Annotated in this window: 17 protein-coding genes and 6 tRNA genes; 12 read left to right on the top strand and 11 right to left on the bottom strand. The window is 68.7% G+C overall.

The annotated features are described in order from the left end of the window. Positions 1-10: 10 nt before the first annotated feature. The 7 genes from ACZ6ZD_RS06240 to ACZ6ZD_RS06210 are packed head-to-tail and all read left to right on the top strand — an operon-like array spanning position 11 to position 9074. Positions 11-904 (top strand): fumarylacetoacetate hydrolase family protein, encoded by an 894-nt coding sequence (locus tag ACZ6ZD_RS06240; RefSeq protein ID WP_465668892.1) that lies wholly within the window; start codon positions 11-13, stop codon positions 902-904. After that, positions 901-2352: an aldehyde dehydrogenase (NADP(+)) gene (locus tag ACZ6ZD_RS06235; RefSeq protein WP_465668890.1), complete on the top strand. Its 1452-nt coding sequence runs from the start codon at positions 901-903 to the stop codon at positions 2350-2352. Before ACZ6ZD_RS06240 ends, ACZ6ZD_RS06235 begins: the two co-directional genes overlap by 4 nt. After that, positions 2349-4193 (top strand): IlvD/Edd family dehydratase, encoded by a 1845-nt coding sequence (locus tag ACZ6ZD_RS06230; RefSeq protein WP_465668888.1) that lies wholly within the window; start codon positions 2349-2351, stop codon positions 4191-4193. The genes ACZ6ZD_RS06235 and ACZ6ZD_RS06230 overlap by 4 nt, the downstream gene beginning before the upstream one ends. Continuing rightward, a complete protein-coding gene (locus tag ACZ6ZD_RS06225; RefSeq protein ID WP_465668886.1) occupies positions 4193-5509 on the top strand; it encodes a nickel pincer cofactor-dependent isomerase, group 22 in 1317 nt (438 codons plus the stop codon). The genes ACZ6ZD_RS06230 and ACZ6ZD_RS06225 overlap by 1 nt, the downstream gene beginning before the upstream one ends. Further along, positions 5506-6375 carry a U32 family peptidase gene (locus ACZ6ZD_RS06220; protein ID WP_465668884.1) on the top strand — a complete coding sequence of 290 codons (870 nt, stop codon included), beginning with the start codon at positions 5506-5508 and terminating at the stop codon, positions 6373-6375. Before ACZ6ZD_RS06225 ends, ACZ6ZD_RS06220 begins: the two co-directional genes overlap by 4 nt. Further along, complete coding sequence (locus ACZ6ZD_RS06215; protein WP_465668882.1) at positions 6372-7742, top strand: FAD-binding oxidoreductase; 1371 nt, start codon at positions 6372-6374, stop codon at positions 7740-7742. Before ACZ6ZD_RS06220 ends, ACZ6ZD_RS06215 begins: the two co-directional genes overlap by 4 nt. After that, the gene (locus tag ACZ6ZD_RS06210; protein WP_465668881.1) at positions 7743-9074 is read left to right on the top strand and encodes an alpha-L-fucosidase; all 1332 of its coding nucleotides are present in this window, start codon (positions 7743-7745) and stop codon (positions 9072-9074) included. It abuts the gene before it with no gap. On the opposite strand, the gene ACZ6ZD_RS06205 is transcribed toward ACZ6ZD_RS06210, so the two are convergent. From ACZ6ZD_RS06205 to ACZ6ZD_RS06170, 8 genes are all read right to left on the bottom strand, one after another. Continuing rightward, positions 9064-9255, bottom strand: coding sequence for a hypothetical protein (locus ACZ6ZD_RS06205; protein WP_465668879.1), 192 nt, complete (start codon positions 9253-9255; stop codon positions 9064-9066). The two genes, ACZ6ZD_RS06210 and ACZ6ZD_RS06205, sit on opposite strands and share 11 nt — an antisense overlap. Positions 9256-9329: 74 nt before the next feature. Next, on the bottom strand, positions 9330-10526 hold the full coding sequence (locus ACZ6ZD_RS06200) for an RtcB family protein (protein ID WP_465668877.1): 1197 nt from the start codon (positions 10524-10526) through the stop codon (positions 9330-9332). Between the two features lie 63 nt (positions 10527-10589). Continuing rightward, positions 10590-10662: transfer RNA gene (locus ACZ6ZD_RS06195), tRNA-Gln, on the bottom strand. 34 nt (positions 10663-10696) lie between these two features. Further along, entirely contained in the window at positions 10697-11143 is a 447-nt protein-coding gene (locus ACZ6ZD_RS06190; protein WP_465668875.1) for an HNH endonuclease, read from the bottom strand. Between the two features lie 108 nt (positions 11144-11251). Continuing rightward, a tRNA-His gene (locus ACZ6ZD_RS06185) sits at positions 11252-11325 on the bottom strand. Between the two features lie 2 nt (positions 11326-11327). Next, positions 11328-11401, bottom strand: a tRNA-Arg gene (locus tag ACZ6ZD_RS06180). Between the two features lie 91 nt (positions 11402-11492). Continuing rightward, positions 11493-11567: transfer RNA gene (locus ACZ6ZD_RS06175), tRNA-Pro, on the bottom strand. Positions 11568-11619: 52 nt separating this feature from the next. Then, positions 11620-11691 (bottom strand) — tRNA-Trp (locus tag ACZ6ZD_RS06170). Positions 11692-12136: 445 nt separating this feature from the next. Here ACZ6ZD_RS06170 and ACZ6ZD_RS06165 point away from each other — a divergent pair. Then, positions 12137-12212, top strand: a tRNA-Thr gene (locus ACZ6ZD_RS06165). A gap of 73 nt (positions 12213-12285) precedes the next feature. Here ACZ6ZD_RS06165 and ACZ6ZD_RS06160 read toward each other — a convergent pair. Continuing rightward, positions 12286-13239 carry a quinone oxidoreductase family protein gene (locus ACZ6ZD_RS06160; RefSeq protein ID WP_465668873.1) on the bottom strand — a complete coding sequence of 318 codons (954 nt, stop codon included), beginning with the start codon at positions 13237-13239 and terminating at the stop codon, positions 12286-12288. 84 nt (positions 13240-13323) lie between these two features. Between ACZ6ZD_RS06160 and ACZ6ZD_RS06155 the strand changes: the two genes are divergently transcribed. After that, positions 13324-13752 (top strand): MarR family winged helix-turn-helix transcriptional regulator, encoded by a 429-nt coding sequence (locus ACZ6ZD_RS06155; protein WP_465668871.1) that lies wholly within the window; start codon positions 13324-13326, stop codon positions 13750-13752. Between the two features lie 117 nt (positions 13753-13869). Here ACZ6ZD_RS06155 and ACZ6ZD_RS06150 read toward each other — a convergent pair whose 3' ends face one another. Beyond that, positions 13870-14190 (bottom strand): hypothetical protein, encoded by a 321-nt coding sequence (locus ACZ6ZD_RS06150; protein ID WP_465668869.1) that lies wholly within the window; start codon positions 14188-14190, stop codon positions 13870-13872. A gap of 366 nt (positions 14191-14556) precedes the next feature. Between ACZ6ZD_RS06150 and ACZ6ZD_RS06145 the strand changes: the two genes are divergently transcribed. The 3 genes from ACZ6ZD_RS06145 (at position 14557) to ACZ6ZD_RS06135 (ending at position 16276) form a co-directional block, all read left to right on the top strand. After that, the gene (locus tag ACZ6ZD_RS06145; RefSeq protein WP_465668867.1) at positions 14557-15063 is read left to right on the top strand and encodes a GNAT family N-acetyltransferase; all 507 of its coding nucleotides are present in this window, start codon (positions 14557-14559) and stop codon (positions 15061-15063) included. A 91-nt stretch (positions 15064-15154) separates the two neighbouring features. After that, complete coding sequence (locus ACZ6ZD_RS06140) at positions 15155-15679, top strand: hypothetical protein (RefSeq protein ID WP_465668865.1); 525 nt, start codon at positions 15155-15157, stop codon at positions 15677-15679. Positions 15680-15688: 9 nt separating this feature from the next. Continuing rightward, on the top strand, positions 15689-16276 hold the full coding sequence (locus ACZ6ZD_RS06135) for a hypothetical protein (RefSeq protein ID WP_465668863.1): 588 nt from the start codon (positions 15689-15691) through the stop codon (positions 16274-16276). A 2-nt stretch (positions 16277-16278) separates the two neighbouring features. On the opposite strand, the gene ACZ6ZD_RS06130 is transcribed toward ACZ6ZD_RS06135, so the two are convergent. After that, a complete protein-coding gene (locus ACZ6ZD_RS06130; protein WP_465668861.1) occupies positions 16279-16764 on the bottom strand; it encodes an NUDIX hydrolase in 486 nt (161 codons plus the stop codon). Positions 16765-16848 lie beyond the last annotated feature (84 nt).

The following is a 16848-nucleotide window of genomic DNA, read 5'->3' as shown; positions in this document are numbered from 1 at the left end:
AGGGTCACCCATGCACCTGGTCCGCTACCGCTCCCCGGACGACGGCCGTCCGGTCGTCGGCGTCCGCACCGACGACGTCGTCGCGCCGATCGAAGGCATCGCGAGCTTCGCCGAGCTGCTCCGGCTGACCCTCGACGAGCTCCGCGCCGCCGTCGCCAAGACCGGCGCATCGGTACCGGTCGAGGGGCTCACCTTCCTGCCGCCGCTCGACGGTCGCGGCGAGGTGTGGTGCGCCGGCGTGACATATGAGCAATCGCGGGGCGCCCGGATGGAGGAGAGCACCGAGCAGTCCGTCTACGACAAGGTCTACAGCGCGGACCGCCCCGAGCTGTTCCAGAAGGCGCCCGCCTGGCGGGTCGTGACGGACGGCGAACCGGTCGGCATCCGGGCCGACTCCGGCCACGACGTCCCCGAGCCCGAGCTGGCGGTCGTTGCCAACAGCCACGGTGAGATCGTCGGTTACACGATCTGCAACGACATGAGCTCGCGCTCGATCGAAGGCGTCAACCCGCTCTACGTCCCGCAGGCCAAGCTCTTCGCGGGCGGCTGCGCGCTCGCGACCGGCGTCCGCCCGGTCTGGGAGGTCGCCGACGCCAAGGACCTCGCGATCGACCTCGTCATCCGGCGCGGCGACGCCGAAGTATTCACCGGGACGACGTCCACCGCGAAGCTCATCCGCGAGCTGCCGGACCTGATCGACGTACTGTTCCTGCCGAACGACTTCCCGGACGGCGTGATCCTGGCGACCGGGACCGGCATCGTGCCGGAGCTCGACTTCGCGCTCGCCGAGGGCGATGTCATCACGATCACGATCGCCGAGCTCGGGACGCTGACCAACACCGTGGCCACCGGACGGGAGCCGTTCGCGTTCCTGGCCGCCCAGAATCTTGAGGAGAACCGATGACCCCCGACACCACGCCCGCCGAGCTCGAGCAGGCCCTGGCCGCCGCGGCGGCGGCCGCTCCGGCGTTCGGCGCCGCGGAGCCCGCCGTCCGGGCCGGGTGGATTCGCGCTGTCGCCGAAGCGCTCGACGCGGCTGCGGACGAGCTGGTGCCGATCGCGATGCGGGAGTCGTCGTTGCCCGAGGCCCGGTTGCGCGGCGAGGTCGCGCGCAGCACCGGGCAGCTGCGGCTGTTCGCCGACGTCCTGGTCGAGGGATCGTTGCTCGAGGTCGTCATCGACACCGCGGACGCCGCGGCGAAGCCGGTCCCGCGACCGGATCTGCGGCGCGTTCTCGTCCCGCTCGGCCCGGTCCTGGTGTTTGCGGCGAGCAACTTCCCGTTCGCGTTCAGCGTCTGCGGCGGCGACACCGCGTCGGCGTTCGCCGCCGGTTGCCCGGTGATCGTGAAGGCGCACCCGGGCCACCCGGAGCTTTCGGTCCGGACGGCCGAGGTGATGATCGAGGCCCTGCGGACGGCGGGCGCCCCGGACGGCGCGTTCGGGCTGATCCAGGGCTTCGACGTCGGCGTGATCGCGCTGAAGGACCCGCGGATCACCGCCGCCGGCTTCACCGGATCCGTGCCGGCCGGTAAGGCGCTGCACGAGATCGCGGTCACCCGACCGGAGCCGATCCCGTTCTACGGCGAGCTCGGCAGCCTCAACCCGGTCTTCGTCACCCAGGCCGCGATCGATGCCCGCGGCAAGGAGATCGCGACCGGTTACGTCGGCTCGTTCACCCTTGGCGTCGGTCAGTTCTGCACCAAGCCCGGCCTGCTCTTCCTGCCGGTCGGTCACGGCCTGCAGGCTGCGCTGACCGAGGCCGTCGGCGGGGTGGCCGAGGCAACGATGTTGAACGAGCGGATCAAGGAGAGCTTCGACACCGGCCTGACCCGGCTGGAGAAGGTCGAAGGCGTTCGCGTCTGGGGCTCCGGAGCCGCAACGTTGCTGCAGACAACGGTCGGCGAGCTGCTCGCGCGTCGCGACGAGATCCTCGAGGAATGCTTCGGCCCGGTCTCGATCGTCGTCGAGTACGACGGCGTCGACGAGCTGCGGTCCGCCATCGCCGCCTTCGACGGCAACCTGACCGCGACCCTGCACGCCGAGGAGACCGACAACGACCTCGCGACCGAGCTGCTGCCGTTGCTGACGGCAAAGGCCGGCCGCGTGCTCTGGAACGGTTGGCCGACCGGCGTCGCGGTCTCGTGGGCCCAGCACCACGGCGGCCCGTTCCCCTCTACGGTCGGCTCGATCCACACCAGCGTCGGCGTCACCGCGGCCCGCCGCTTCCAGCGCCCGGTCGCCTACCAGGACGCGCCGGACGCCGTCCTGCCCGCCGTCCTCCGCGACGCCAACCCCCTCGGCATCAGCCGCCGAGTCGACGGAGCCATCAGCACAGGTGAGGTGAAACGATGACCGACCTACCGCCGACCGACGACCCGCGTGACCTCGACGTACCGCCGTCCTCGGGGGAGCCGACGCCGGAGAAGGGCTCCGAGGCGCCGCCGCGGTCATCGAGCGACCTGCGCAGCTACGAGCACTGGTTCGGTGAGGAGGGGCGGAACGGGTTCATCCACCGGTCGTGGATGCGCGCGCAGGGGTTCACCGACGAGGTGTTCGACGGGCGGCCCGTGATCGGGATCTGCAACACCTGGTCGGAGCTGACGCCGTGCAACGCGCACCTGCGCCGGGTGGCCGAGTCGGTCAAACGCGGCGTCTGGCAGGCCGGCGGGTTCCCGCTCGAATTCCCGGTGATGTCGCTCGGCGAGACGATGCTGCGCCCGACCGCGATGCTGTTCCGCAACCTGCTCAGCATGGACGTCGAGGAGTCGCTGCGCGGCAACCCGATCGACGGCACCATCCTGCTCACCGGCTGCGACAAGACCACGCCCGGCTCCATCATGGGCGCCGCCAGCGTCGACCTCCCGACCCTCGTCGTCACCGGTGGCCCGATGCTGAACGGCAAGTTCCGCGGCTGCGACATCGGCTCCGGGACGGCGGTCTGGCGCTTCACCCAGGACCGCAACGCCGGCCGGATGTCCGAGGCGGACTATGCGGCGGCGGAGTCCGGGATGTCCCGGAGCAACGGGCACTGCATGACGATGGGCACGGCGTCCACGATGGCCTGTATGGCGGAGGCGCTCGGCCTGCAGCTGACCGGCTCGGCCGCGATCCCGGCCGTCGACTCGCGCCGGTACTCGATCGCCCAGCAGGCCGGCCGCCGGATCGTCGAGATGGTCCAGGAGGACCTCAAACCGTCCGACATCCTGACTCGGGACGCCTTCGCGAACGCCGTCCGCGCGAACGCCGCGATCGGCGGCTCCACGAACGCCGTCATCCACCTGCTCGCGATCGCGGGCCGGGTCGGCGTCGAACTGTCCCTCGACGACATGGACGAGTGGGCGCGCGGCGTACCGTGGCTGGTCGACCTGCAGCCGTCCGGCAAGTACCTGATGGAGGACTTCTACTACGCGGGCGGTCTGCCGGCCGTCCTGCGCGAGATTCTGCCGCTGATCAAGACCGACGCGATCACCGTCACCGGCCGGACGATGGGTGAGAACGTCGCCAACGCCGAGCGGATCGACTGGTCCGGCCAGGAAGGGCAGCCGGCGATCCAGGTGATCCGGCCGGTCGGCAACCCGCTCGGCAGCGGCGCGGGCACCGCCGTCCTGAAGGGCAATCTCGCACCCGACGGCGCGGTCATCAAGCAGTCGGCGGCGTCCGAGCGGTTCCTGCGGCATCGCGGGAAGGCGCTGGTCTTCAGCAGCATCGAGGAGTACGACAAGGCGGTCGACGATCCGGAGCTGGACGTCGACGAGGACACCGTGCTCGTCCTGCAGAACTCGGGCCCGCGGGGTTATCCAGGGATGCCCGAGGTCGGCAACATGACGATCCCGCGCAAGCTGGCCGCGATCGGCGTCGACGACATGGTTCGGATCTCCGACGCGCGGATGAGCGGGACGGCGTACGGCACGGTCATCCTGCACGTGACGCCGGAGGCCGCGGTCGGCGGGCCGCTCGCGTTCGTCCGGACCGGTGACTGGATCGAGCTGGACGTCGCCGCCCGCAGCCTGCACCTGGACGTCTCGGAGGAGGAGCTGGCGAAGCGCCGGGCCGACTGGCAGCCGCCGGCGCCGCCGACGGATCGCGGCTGGGCCCGCCTGTACGTCGATCACGTCACCCAGGCGAACAAGGGCTGCGACCTCGACTTCCTCGTCGGGCGGACCGGATCCGCCGTGGCTCGGCAGAGTCACTGATGACGGCGTCGTCAGCTGGGTGGGGGCCGTTCGAGGCCGTGCGCGGGTTCCGGCCGGCCGGGGTGATTCCGCAGGTGACGCCGATCCGTCGGCTCCTGCCCGACCTGCCGACCGTCGATCCGGTTACCGCGACTCGAGCGGCGCTCGAGCCGTTGCGCGGTCAGATCTCTGCTGGTGCCCGGATCGCCGTGACCGCGGGGAGTCGCGGCATCCACGATTTGGTACCCGTCGTACGCGCGGCTGTCAGCTGGCTGGCTTCGGTCGGGGCAGATCCGTTCGTGGTGCCTGCTATGGGCTCGCACGGCGGTGCTACGGCCGACGGTCAGCAGGAAATGCTTGCTGGGCTGGGGATCACCGCCGAGACAATTGGTTGCCGCGTCGAGGCAACTATGGAGACAGTTGTCGTCGGCCACCTCGACGACGGGACGCCGGTACACCACGACGCGCTCGCGGCCGCGGCGGACGGCGTCCTGCTGGTGAACCGGATCAAACCGCACACCGACTTCCGTGGACCGATCGAGAGCGGGTTGGCGAAGATCCTGGCGATCGGGCTCGGCAACCATGCCGGCGCCGCGGCCCTGCACGCGGGCGGCATCCCGACGCTCGGCGGCAACATCGAAGCCTCGGCGCGCATGGTCGTTGCTGGTGGCAAGATCCTCGGCGGGCTGGCGATTCTGGAGAACGCTGTCGACCAGACCGCGGCGGTCGAGCTGGTCGACTCCGCCGGGATCGCGGGCGCGGCTGAACACGCGTTGTTGCAGCGGGCAAACAGTCTGCTCGGGCGGCTGCCGTTCGAGTCGCTGGACGTGTTGGTGGTCGACGAACTGGGCAAGGACAAGTCCGGCGCGGGGATGGATACCAACGTCATCGGGCGCTGCTGGGTCCATGGCATTCCTGAGTTCGAGTCGCCGTCGATCGCGGCGATCACCGTGCACTCGCTGTCGCCGGCGTCGCACGGGAACGCCTCCGGGCTCGGCCTGGCCGACGTGATGCCGGCGCGAATTCTCTCGCAGATCGACCTGCAGGCCAGCTACGTGAACGCACTGACCTCGGGCGCCGGGGGAGCGCGACGTTCCCGGCTGCCGATGGTGATGGCGGACGACGAGGCCGCCGTCCTGGCCGCGATCACGATGTGCGGACGACGGGACTGGTCGGAGCTGCGGCTCGCACGAATCAAGGACACGCTGACGCCGCATGAGCTGCTGGTCACGCCCGCTCTGCTCGCCGAGGCGGGCGACCGGTTCGATCTGGAGATCACCGGCGCCGCGCGGGACCTGACGACCGATGGACAGCTCGGACCGTGGAGTGTGGAATGAACCTTCGCGAAGCTCGTGCCCTACTGGCGGATCGGGGCTTTCGCCCGGGTGACGCGTCCACGCGGACCTTCGCTGACGGATCGGCGTACAAGGTCGAAATCCCTTCCTGTGAAGGGCCGCGGGTGCTGACCGCGGTGCTCGAAGACGCGGCCGCGCGTGGCGTGACCATCGATCGGGTCTCGCAGGGCAGCGGTGTGATGATGCTGACGGACGCCGAGATCGAGGAGATGCTGGCGCTCGGCGCCTCGGCCGGGGTCGAGGTGTGCCTGTTCCTCGGGCCGCGGGGCGCCTGGGACATCGGCGGGCAGGCGAAGGTATCGACCGCCGTCGGTGGGGTTGCGCGTGGCAACGAGATGGTTGCCGCGTCGCTGTGTGATGCGTTCCGCGCGGTGGAGCTCGGCGTCCGCAGTCTGCTCGTCGGGGACCTCGGCGTACTGGAGTTGCTGGGGCAGCTGAAGGTCGACGGGTCGTTGCCGGCGGATCTGGTGTTGAAGACGTCGGTGCTGATGCCGTTGCCGAACGCACCGACTGCTCGGTTGTACGAGCGGTTGGGGGCGACGAGTTTGAACGTGTCGACCGACCTGCCGGTGCCGGTGCTGGCGGAGATCCGGTCGGTGACATCGGTGCCGATCGACATGTACATCGAGGTGCCGGACGATCAGGGCGGGCACGTGCGGTTCTACGACGTCCCGGAGATCGTGAAGGTGGCCGCGCCGGTGTACCTGAAAATGGGGCTGCGGAACGCGCCGAACATCTACCCGGTCGGTGCACACTTGATGGCGACCGCCGAGGCTTTGGGGCGGGAGCGGGTCCGCCGCGCCGAGCTGATTCTGCGACTCTTGGACGAACAGGACGAAGCGCTATGACGGATCTGGTGACCCGCCTTCGATCGGTGCTCGGCGACTCGGCCGTCGTCGACGATTCCGACGTACTGGCGACCCATCGCAACGACCACGCGACGTTCTGCGCGGCCGGCGTACCGGCGGTGCTGGTCCGGCCGTCGACGACTTCCGAGGTTTCCGAGGTGCTCAAGATCGCGGGCGCGCTCGGTGTCCCGGTCGTGCCCCAAGGCGCGCGGACGGGGTTGTCGGGCGCGGCGAACGCGATCGACGGGTGCATTCTGCTGTCGACCGCGCGGATGAACCGGATCCTGGAGATCTCGGCCGAGGACCAGGTGGCCGTCGTCCAGCCGGGCGTGGTGAACGCCGAGCTGTCGCGAGCCGTGCTGGAGCAGGGGCTCTTCTACCCGCCGGACCCGTCGTCCTGGGAGATGTCCACGATCGGCGGGAACATCGCGACCAACGCGGGCGGATTGTGCTGTGTGAAGTACGGCGTCACGGCGGACTTCGTCCGTGGGCTGGAGGTCGTGCTTGCCTCCGGGGAGGTCGTGCGGACCGGCCGGCGTTCGGCGAAGGGTGTGGCCGGGTACGACCTGACCCGGCTGATCGTGGGGTCGGAGGGGACGCTCGGGGTAGTGACCGAGGCGACGCTGACGCTCCGCCCGGCGCCGGAGGCCGCGCTGACCGCGGCGGCGACGTTCCTGTCGATCGAGGACGGGATCGCGGCCGCGGCGGCGATCATGGCGTCCGGACTACGCCCGTCCTTGCTCGAGTTCCTGGACGGTCCGACCGCGCGGGCGATTCAGGACTACCGCGATATGGGTCTGCCTGCGGACGTGGGCTCGCTGCTGATCGCGCAGTCCGATCGCGGGCCGCGCGCGGCGGACGACGTCGCCCAGATCGCCGCGATCTGCACCGCCCACGGCGCCGTCGAGGTCGCCGAGGCCTCGGACGCCGAGGAGTCGCGGATGTTGCTCGAGGCCCGCAGATTGGTGAACCCGGCGCTGGAGCCGCTCGGCATCACGCTGGTGGACGACGTCGCCGTCCCACGGTCCCGGCTGGTGGAGCTGCTGCGCGGGATTGCCGATATCGCCTCGAAGTACCAGGTGCTGATTTGTTGCCCTGGGCATGTTGGCGACGGCAACATGCATCCGACGGTCATCTTCGAACGCGACAACCCAGCGGCTCAGGAGCGAGCGCTGGAGGCGTTCGGCGCGGTGATGGAGCTGGGCCTCGCGCTGGGCGGGACGATCACCGGCGAGCACGGGATCGGCCTGCTCAAGGCGCGCTGGCTCGAGGACGAGCTGGGCGCGGTCGGTCTCGACCTCCATCGGCGCGTGAAGGCGGCGTTCGATCCCCACGGTCTACTGAACCCGGGAAAGGTACTGCGTTAGATGGATGCCTCGAAGGTGCGCCCCTCGGCGCGACAGCTCGCCTGGCAGCAGCAGGAGCTGACGGCGTTCATCCACTTCGGCGTGAACACGTTCACGGATCTCGAGTGGGGGACCGGGATCGACGATCCGGCGGTCTTCGACCCGTCGGAGCTGGACTGCGCGCAGTGGGTGCGATGCCTGGTCGATGCCGGGTTCAAGAGCGTGATCCTGACCGCCAAGCACCACGACGGCTTCTGCCTCTGGCCGAGCCGCTTCCTGCCGCACACCGTCGAAGCCTCGCCGTACGACGGCGACGTCGTCCGCGAGCTCTCCAGCGCGTGCGCCGAAGCGGGCTTGGGATTCGGGTTCTACCTGTCGCCCGCCGACCTCTATCAGGAGAAGGCCCCAGGCGGCTACTACGGCAACGGCAGCCCGGCCGTGGTGTCGCAGATCGGCGACTTCAGCTACGAGGTCGACGACTACAACCGCTTCTACCTGAACCAGCTGCACGAGCTGCTCACGCAGTACGGCCCGATCGCCGAAGTCTGGCTCGACGGCGCGAACCCGACCTCGACCGACCAGGCCTACGCCTACGACGCCTGGTTCGACCTGATCCGCCGCCTCGCCCCCGACGCCACCATCGCCATCGGCGGCCCCGACGTCCGCTGGGTCGGCAACGAGGACGGCTTCGCCCGGGACACCGAGTGGAGCGTCGTCCCCTTCGCGAACGGCCGCATGGTCGCGCCCGAAACCGCCCCCTCGGTCGCCGGCCCCGCCGAACTGGCCGCCGCCGACGAACTCCGCTGGTACCCCGCCGAGGTCGACGTCTCGATCCGCCCCGGCTGGTTCTACCACGCAACCGAAGACACCGCGGTGAAGTCGCTACCCGAGCTCCTCGACATCTACCGCCGCTCGGTCGGCCGCAACGCCGTCCTCCTGCTCAACATCCCACCCGACCGCCGCGGCCGCTTCGCCGACCCCGACGTCCAAGCCCTGGCCGCCTTCGGCGCCGCCGTCCGCGACCACTACTCGACCGACTTGGTGCTCCCGGCAACCATCAACGTCCTCGACCTCCGCGAGAACATCGAGAACGGCCAACAGGTCGAGTCCTTCGCCGTCGACGCCCTCGTCGCCGGCGCCTGGTCACAGATCGCCGAAGGCACCACCATCGGCCACCGCCGCCTGCTCCCCCTCGACCCCCCGCTCACCGCCGACGCCGTCCGCGTCCGCCTCCTCGCAACCCGAGCCGACGCCGAAGTCACCCTAACCACCCACTACGACCCAACCCTCGCAGACGAAACGAAGCGCCGCCGACCCACTCCGCCCGACGGCGCCCCCTCATCTACTCCTTGACCGAAGCCACCCGAACCCAGTCCGAGCACCCGGTCTCACACCACACGTGATCCCCCGCATGCGCCAACCGATCCCGCTGCACATGCCCACAAGCCAGCAGCACCTGCCGCATCGCATGCCCCTGCCGCACCGGAGAACCGCTCCGCCCACCCGGCACCTTCTTCTTCCTGACGTCGGCCACAGCCGGTCCTCCTCTCAACTAGTTTTGTGATGGATGCTTCGGTCTGCCGTGTCCCCTGAGCACGGCAGACCATGTCAACCCTTGACGCAGATGACCTGCTTGAGGTGGGCGACGACCTCGACCAGGTCGGACTGGGCGGCGATGACCGACTCGATGTCCTTGTACGCCGCCGGCAGCTCGTCCAGCACACCGGCGTCCTTACGAGACTCGACCCCGGCGGTCTGGGCGATCAGGTCCTCGACCGTGAACCGGCGCTTCGCCTCGTTGCGGCTCATCCGTCGGCCCGCCCCGTGTGAGGCCGAGTAGAACGAGCGCTCCGAGCCGAGCCCGCGGACGACGTACGAGCCGGTGCCCATCGACCCCGGGATCAGCCCGAGGTCGCCCAGACCGGCCCGGATCGCACCCTTGCGGGTGACCAGCAGATCGACGTCGTCGATCCGCTCCTCGGCCACGTAGTTGTGGTGGCACGAGATCGGCTCGTCGAAGGTGATCTCCTGGGGGAACGACTCACGCATCGCCTGCATCACCAGGGCCAGCATCACCGCACGGTTGCGGGATGCGTACTGCTGCGCCCAGGTGAGGTCCCGCCGGTACGCCGTCATCTGCGGCGTACCGGCGAGGAACACGGCCAGATCGCGGTCCGGGAGATCCGCGTTGTGCGGCAGCTCCCGGGCGATCTTCATGTGCCGCTCGGCAAGTTCCTTGCCGATGTTGCGGCTACCGGAGTGCAGCATCAGCCACACCCGGTCCTCGTCGTCCAGACAGACCTCGATGAAGTGGTTACCCCCACCGAGCGAGCCCATCTGCTGTTTGGCCTTCCGCTCCCGGTCCTGCACCCCGTCGTGCAGGCTCGTGAACGAACCCCAGAGCCACTCCCACGCCCGTGGGTTCAGCCCCAGTCGCCGTACGCTCACCGGGTCCTCGTGCGCACGGAACCCGACCGGTACGGCGGCCTCGATCCGCGAGCGGATCGCCGACAGGTCGTCGGGCAGGTCCGCTGCCGTCAGCGACGTCAGCACACCCTCCATCCCGCACCCGATGTCGACGCCGACCGCGGCCGGCGATACCGCCTGCTTCATCGCGATGACAGATCCAACGGTCGCACCCTTGCCGAGGTGCACATCCGGCATCACCCGGACGCCGTGCACCCACGGCAGCGCCGCGATGTTCCGCAGCTGCTGCAGCGCCTGTGCGCCGACCTCGTGTTCGTGTGCCCACATGAGCGTGGAGTTCTTGGCTCCACTCAGCTCGATCGGAAACTCCGCGTTCATCTCCCCACCTCTTCTTGATTGGCAACTTCAGCTGCAGGCACGTCGTACCGCGACATGCCGACGCTGCCAGGGCAGGAGTCGAACCTGCGAGACCTCGGGTCAGAACCGAGGGTGGGACGCCGTCGCCCACCTGGCATCGCGCTCCAACGCGACACCAGGTAGGTGTCACGTCAGAGCGATAACTCCGCGCGTGAGGGGATCCACGGCTGCCACAACAGCGGCATGCCGGCCTCATCGGGCGTACGCGAGCCCTTCTTCTCGTTGCACTTCGCATGCGCGGCAACGGCGTTCAGCCACTCACCACGTCCACCACGAGACCGCGGTACGACGTGGTCCATCGTGGTGGCGCCGGTCTGGCCGCAGTACGCACAGGTGTACTTGTCACGCTTCAGTACGCCGGAACGCGTGTACTGCAGCCGCCCGGACGCATACCGCCACTTGGTGACGACATAGCGCACGAGACGCAGTACGCGGGGGAGGGGGAACGGTCCGATGCTGGCGCCGTCATGCGCTTCCTCGACGACGGCGACCTCGCGCACCAGCATCCGGATGGCGTGCTGGATCGACACGACATGCAGCTGCTCGTACGAGGCGTTGAGAACGATCACACCGCTCATGCGCTTCCTCCTCCCCTCCAGTGTGCCCGACGCCACCACGTCAGGTCGGTTGTCTTGGTGTCGGCCGGTACGCCGGTACTACGTTGTGTCGAGCAAACATCTACGCAGGGTGTCCGGCGGGGCTCGAACCCGCTTCTTCCGGGCTCACATCCCGGCGCCTCGACCGCTTCGGCCTCGGACACAGCACGCTCGGCAGGATTCGAACCTGCAACCTCCTGCTTCGTAGGCAGGTGCTCTCTCCGGTTGAGCCACGAGCGTTCAGCGCCCTGCGCCGGATGTGGTGCGGATTTCCGGCGCAGGGCACGTCTGGGGCGCCCGCTCGGCCGGTAGCAAGCATCCTGCGGGCGCCTGGTCCAGCCGGAGGGACTCGAACCCCCGTCCCCCTCATCCCAAATGAGGTGGCCTACCACTGGCCCACGGCTGGAAAATTCCATGTAATTGTCATTCTTCGAATAGGCATCCGTAAATGCCCGAATTGCATCGGTGGAGGGAATCGAACCCTCTTGACGCGGGTTTGGAATCCGGTCCGCAACCATTGCGCACCGACGACGGCCAACCGCACTCAGCAGCCGGACAAACAAAAGAGCCGCCTGCGCCGGACCTCCGGCTCAGACGGCTGCTGGGACGATCTCCCGCTGGAGATCAGCCAGGTGGCCCGCCTGGGCACACGGAAAGCTCGGCGTGAAACGGGTACTGAACCTCATCCAGGCGCCCGCTTCGCAGGCACGCCGACAAAGCCATGGGGCTTTGCCGCCACGCCTTCGTCTCGTTGATCCTGCCGCGCATGATCTCTCCTCGTCTCGGTACCTTGCGGGCAATAGTTTCACCCACCCGACCCAACAAAGTCAACGCATTTCCCAAACCCATTCCCCGCAACCAATTTCCACCGCGCCGCCCCACCCCCCAACCCCCGTAGCCCCCACCCCACCACCCCCGCCCCACATCCGATTAGATCTCACCCCCACCCGCCCGCTACACTCTTCCCCGGCACCCGCCGCCTTAGCTCAGTCGGCAGAGCGTCTCACTCGTAATGAGAAGGTCGTCGGTTCGATTCCGACAGGCGGCTCCACGCAGGAGCACCGAGAAACCCCAGGTCACGGGCTACATGACCTGGGGTTTTGCATGTCCGGAGGGCGTGGGGGTCAGGGTGTTGCGATCAGGCGGCCGAGGTTGGTGCGGGCGTCGAGAGTTTGGTGCAGGCGGTGGGTGTCGGCGAGCGGGAAGCTGGTGCTGGTGGCGGGGCGGAGTTCGCCGTCCTGCAGTAGGCGGGTGACTTCGGTGATGTCGGCGCGCGCCTCGGTTGGGCGGGCGGCTCGCCAGCCGAGCATGGAGACGCCGGTGACGGAGATCAGCCGGAAGAGGCTGCTCGCGGAGACGGTCGGGAGTTCGCCGCTGATCGCGCCGTACGTCACCATCCGCCCGAGTGGCGCGAGCGCTTGCAGGCCTTGGTCGAAGGTCTTGCCGCCGACCGAGTCGAGAACGAGGTCGACCGGTGGGAGTTGCTCCGGCCAGTCGGGGTCGCTCAGGTCGACGGCGAGATCGGCGCCCTGCGCACGGATGAAGTCCAGTTTGTCGGGGGAGGATGCGGTGCCGATGACGGTTCCGGCGCCGAGTGAGCGGGCCAGTTGGACCGCCAGGTGCCCGATACCGCCGGCTGCCGACTGGATGAGGACGGTCTCGCCGGGGGAGAGGCGCCCGGCTTTGAGCAGCCGGAGCGCGAGGGGCGCCGGCATCGAGAGGGTGGTCGCGGCGCCGGCGTCGGTGTCCTCGGGGATCGGCGCCAGCCATTCGGCGTCGACGGCCACCTGCTCGGCGAAGGCATCCTCCGACAGTGCGGCGACCCGCTGACCAATCCGTACGCCGCTGGGCACGTTCGCGCCGAGATGGGTGATCCGGCCGACTACATCACCGGTGAGCGCGCCGGGCAGTGGGCGTTTCCACGGGCCGTCACCTCGGCGGAAGGTGGTGTCGACGGCGTTCGCGCCGATCGCCTCGACCTCGATCAGCACCTGGCCGGCGGTGGGCTCGGGAGCCGGGAGGTCGACCAGCTCGAGGACGTCGGGGTCGCCGTGACGGTAGTACCGGATCGCGCGCATCTGCTGTCCAAATCATGGGAGAAGTAAATTATGGGATGTTCCTACGATAACGGAAGCCCGATCGCCCGCTCTAGAGTGAGCAGGGTGAAGTCGTCCCAGCACCGTCTCGCGGGTCGGGTCGTCTGGCAGTTGGCCAGGGCGAGCCAGCAGTGGCAGCGGCTGGCTCGGCGTGAGCTGGCGGCGGCCGAGGTGCGCACGCAGTACTACCACGTGCTCGCCAGTCTCGCGGACGACGGCGAGGCGACGCAGGCTGCGCTGGCGGACCGGATCGCGTTCGATCGCAGCGATCTCGTCTCGGTGCTCGACGAGCTGGAGCGGCTCGGGTGCCTGGTCCGGCGGACCGACCCGACGGACCGCCGGCGCAACATCGTCGCGATCACCCCCGAAGGCGGGAAGCTGCTGACCGAACTGGATCAGTTGATCCTCGCCGCCGAGGCGGAACTGCTCGAACCACTCACCGCAGCTGAACGGAAAACCCTGCTGGACTTACTGAGTCGCTTGGTCCAGGACTGAATCAAGCGAGCAGTCGCGGCGCGAATGTGCCGACGCCGGCGTGCCTGTGGCGACTTCGGGTGGAAACGTGAAGAACCCCAGGTCACCGTGGCGTGAGCTGGGGTTCTTGGGGGTGGGTCAGGAGCGGGCTTCTCGGATGAGGGCGAGGTAGATGGCCAGCTCGATGACGCCGGCGATGAAGATGGTCAGCCAGAGGGGGGAGTGGAGGGCGTCAGCGCCGATGGCGGCGAGGATGCTGATGGGCCAGGCGGCGATGCCGATGATCTTCCAGAGGGTTGACCAGCGGTTCGAGGTCCAGAGGAGGAAGGCGCCGGCGGCCCAGCCGATCAGGAGGAGGAACGGGCCGAACGCCAGGAGGGCGAGGGCGATCCAGTCGCGGGGGCGCAGGCGCGGTTCGACGGCCGGCAGGGTCGCGCCGCTAGGCGTCTCCAGGTTCATCCTGTCTCCTACTGTGCAAGGTCTTGGTGACTGACGCGCGGGTCGTCGTCAGTTCGTCGGGTGGGCAGCGCTCGGCCTCAGGTCGGCGCGGGGTGGGCGCCCGAGCGGTGGGGTAGATCGTGTCGTCAGTGGGTGTCGGTCCGTTGGTCTCGCTGGGTGCCTTGACCAATCCGAAACCGTAACGGGGTTCTCGCTGTAACAGCGTGCGTCGGCGTCCCTCGCTGTGACGGGGTCGCTACGCTCGCAGGTACCATGCAAGACATGGTACCTGTCCTCGCCATGATCCGGCAAAGACCGAGGTTCGGCGCGTAACTCGGTTGTCAGGTTCGGCGGTCACGCACGAGGCTGCGGGGGGAGGTGGTGTGGATGAGTGCGGTCCTACTCGAGCTGACGGTGAGGGATCTGACGGACGCCGATCTGCCCGCGTGCGGGTTCGCCGGCACCGAACTGCATCTCAGGCAGGTCGCTGGGGAGCTCGTGCGGGCGCGGCGTGGGGAAATCGACTATCTGGCTGTCTGTACCAAGACCGATCTGCCGGTGGCGATCGGCGGCGTCGACTACGCGCCACATCCCGGTGCGGGTTCGCTATGGCAGCTGGCGGTCCACCCGGCGTTGCAGTCCTGCGGCATCGGCACGCTTCTCATCACGGCCGCCGAGCAGCGAATCGTGGCCCGAGGCCTGAGCCGAGCCGAACTGGGCGTCGAGCTGGACAACCCGCGGGCCCGCGCGTTGTACGAGCGCCTGGGCTACATCGCGTACGACGAACGCCTCGAAGCCTGGGACCAACAGAACCCGGACGGCTCGATCACCCGATACGAAACCATGTGCGCCCAAATGCGTAAGGAGTTGCGGGCGGAGTCCAATGACTGTTGATGAGTTGGCCGAGTTGGTCGGCCCGGAGCTGTTCCGACGCGCATGCTCCACGGCGTGGGCCACTGCTGCACAGACAGGCCGTTCAGGCGGGATGGCGTGGCCGGACGACGAGGCACAGGTCCCGCACGAGGTGTCGGACTTGCTCGACGGGGACCCGGCGCTCGGGTTCGCGCTGTACCGAGCGATGCCGTGCTACGCCGTACTGATGTACGTCGGTTTCGAGCCACAGGATGAGGCGTTCTGGGCGGAGGTCCGGTCGCTGCTGGACAACCCTGACGACCGCCTCGCCGTGCCCATGGCGTACTGGCTGTGGTGCGGCCCGTTCGAGCAGGCCACAGCTCGCAACGCCTGGCGCCAGGTAACCGACGGAGCAACTGGGCTGCGGCTGCGACGGGTGTTGGATGTCTCCGGGCCGGTGCCGTGGGAGGTCAAGGCGCCGCTGCTCGAGCGCCTCGGCGATCGGTCCGAATGGCACGAGGCGGTGCTGAAGGCGCTGGAGGGCGCGGCGTTCGACACCCTTGGCTCAGTCGATGTGTCGGCGACCCGTGAGCTGTTGCGACGGCTTCGGCTGCCGGCTGAGCGGACGAGGACGCTGAGTGAGCGCTTGCGCGGCTAGGTTCGGGGGATGGTGATTCGGGGTTTGGGGGAGCGGGCGGAGGGGCGGTTGCGGGTGGCGGAGGGGATTTTGCGGGAGCTCGAGTTGTTGGAGCGGTGGGGTGGGTACGGCGTTCCGGTGGTGGTTGGGTCGGTGGGGATCGGGGTGGTGGTTGCTCCTGACATCGATCTGGAGGTTTATTCGGCGGTGCCGCGGGTGGCGGATGGGTTCGCTGTTGTGGGGGCGTTGGCTGAGCTGCCTCGGGTACGCCGAGTCACGTACTTGGATGCGCGGGACCGGCATGAGCGCGGGCAGTACTGGAAGCTGGAGTATGAGCTGTCGGCGGATGAGACCTGGACTGTGGACACCTGGGTGTTTGCGGGTAGTCCGCAGCCGACTGGTGGGGCGGCGTTGGCGGCTGCTGTACGGCGGGCGCTGACGCCGGAGGCGCGTGAGCGGGTGCTCGCGATCAAGGAGGAGGCGGCTGCGGTCGGGGGACGCGCGTACGGGTACTGGCTGTACCAGGCGGTGTTGGACGGCGGTGTGGTCGACTACGCCGGTTTCCGTTCCTGGCTTGGGGATCGGAACGTGTATGAGCGGACCGGGTGGCTTCCGTAGGTCTATATGAGTGGAGTCGAGTGCCAGGTCCAGTTGCCGTCGGTTGAGGTGAAGGTCCAGGTGAGCGGCTCGCCATTCTTCAGATAGGCGGCAGCCGGTACGCCGAGGGGCGGGTAGGGGAGCTGCTCGAGCAGCTCGGTGGCCTCGGACCGGGAGAACCAGCGGGCTTCGAGAATGGTCAGATCGGGGTCATCTACCTGCAGGACGCCGTCCTCCGCGGACGCGACGTAGTTCCAGCACTCCGAAGCTGGTACGCCGTCCACGACGACTACCGTGCGCCATGCGAGCCGCAGCGCCGTCTCGGTAACCACCAGGCCAGTCTCCTCGCGCAGTTCACGCACCGACCCCGCCTCCGGCGACTCCCCCTCCTCGATCCGCCCACTCGGCAGACTCCAGTGCGGCTTCCCCCACCCCTTGTAGTCGTCCAGCACCAACGCCACCAACTCGCCCCGCGCAGCCACCACCCCACCGAACCGCCAGCCGCTCATGACACCTGTCGCAGGGCTTCGGTGAAGTTGTGCCAGCGGACTGGGGTGTGGTCTGTGTGGATGCCGGCTCGTAGAGCCACCTGG

The sequence above is a fragment of the Kribbella sp. NPDC104218 genome (genome assembly GCF_055584105.1).
The sequence above is the reverse complement of the archived record's forward strand: the minus strand, read 5'-3'. Positions and strand labels throughout refer to the sequence as shown.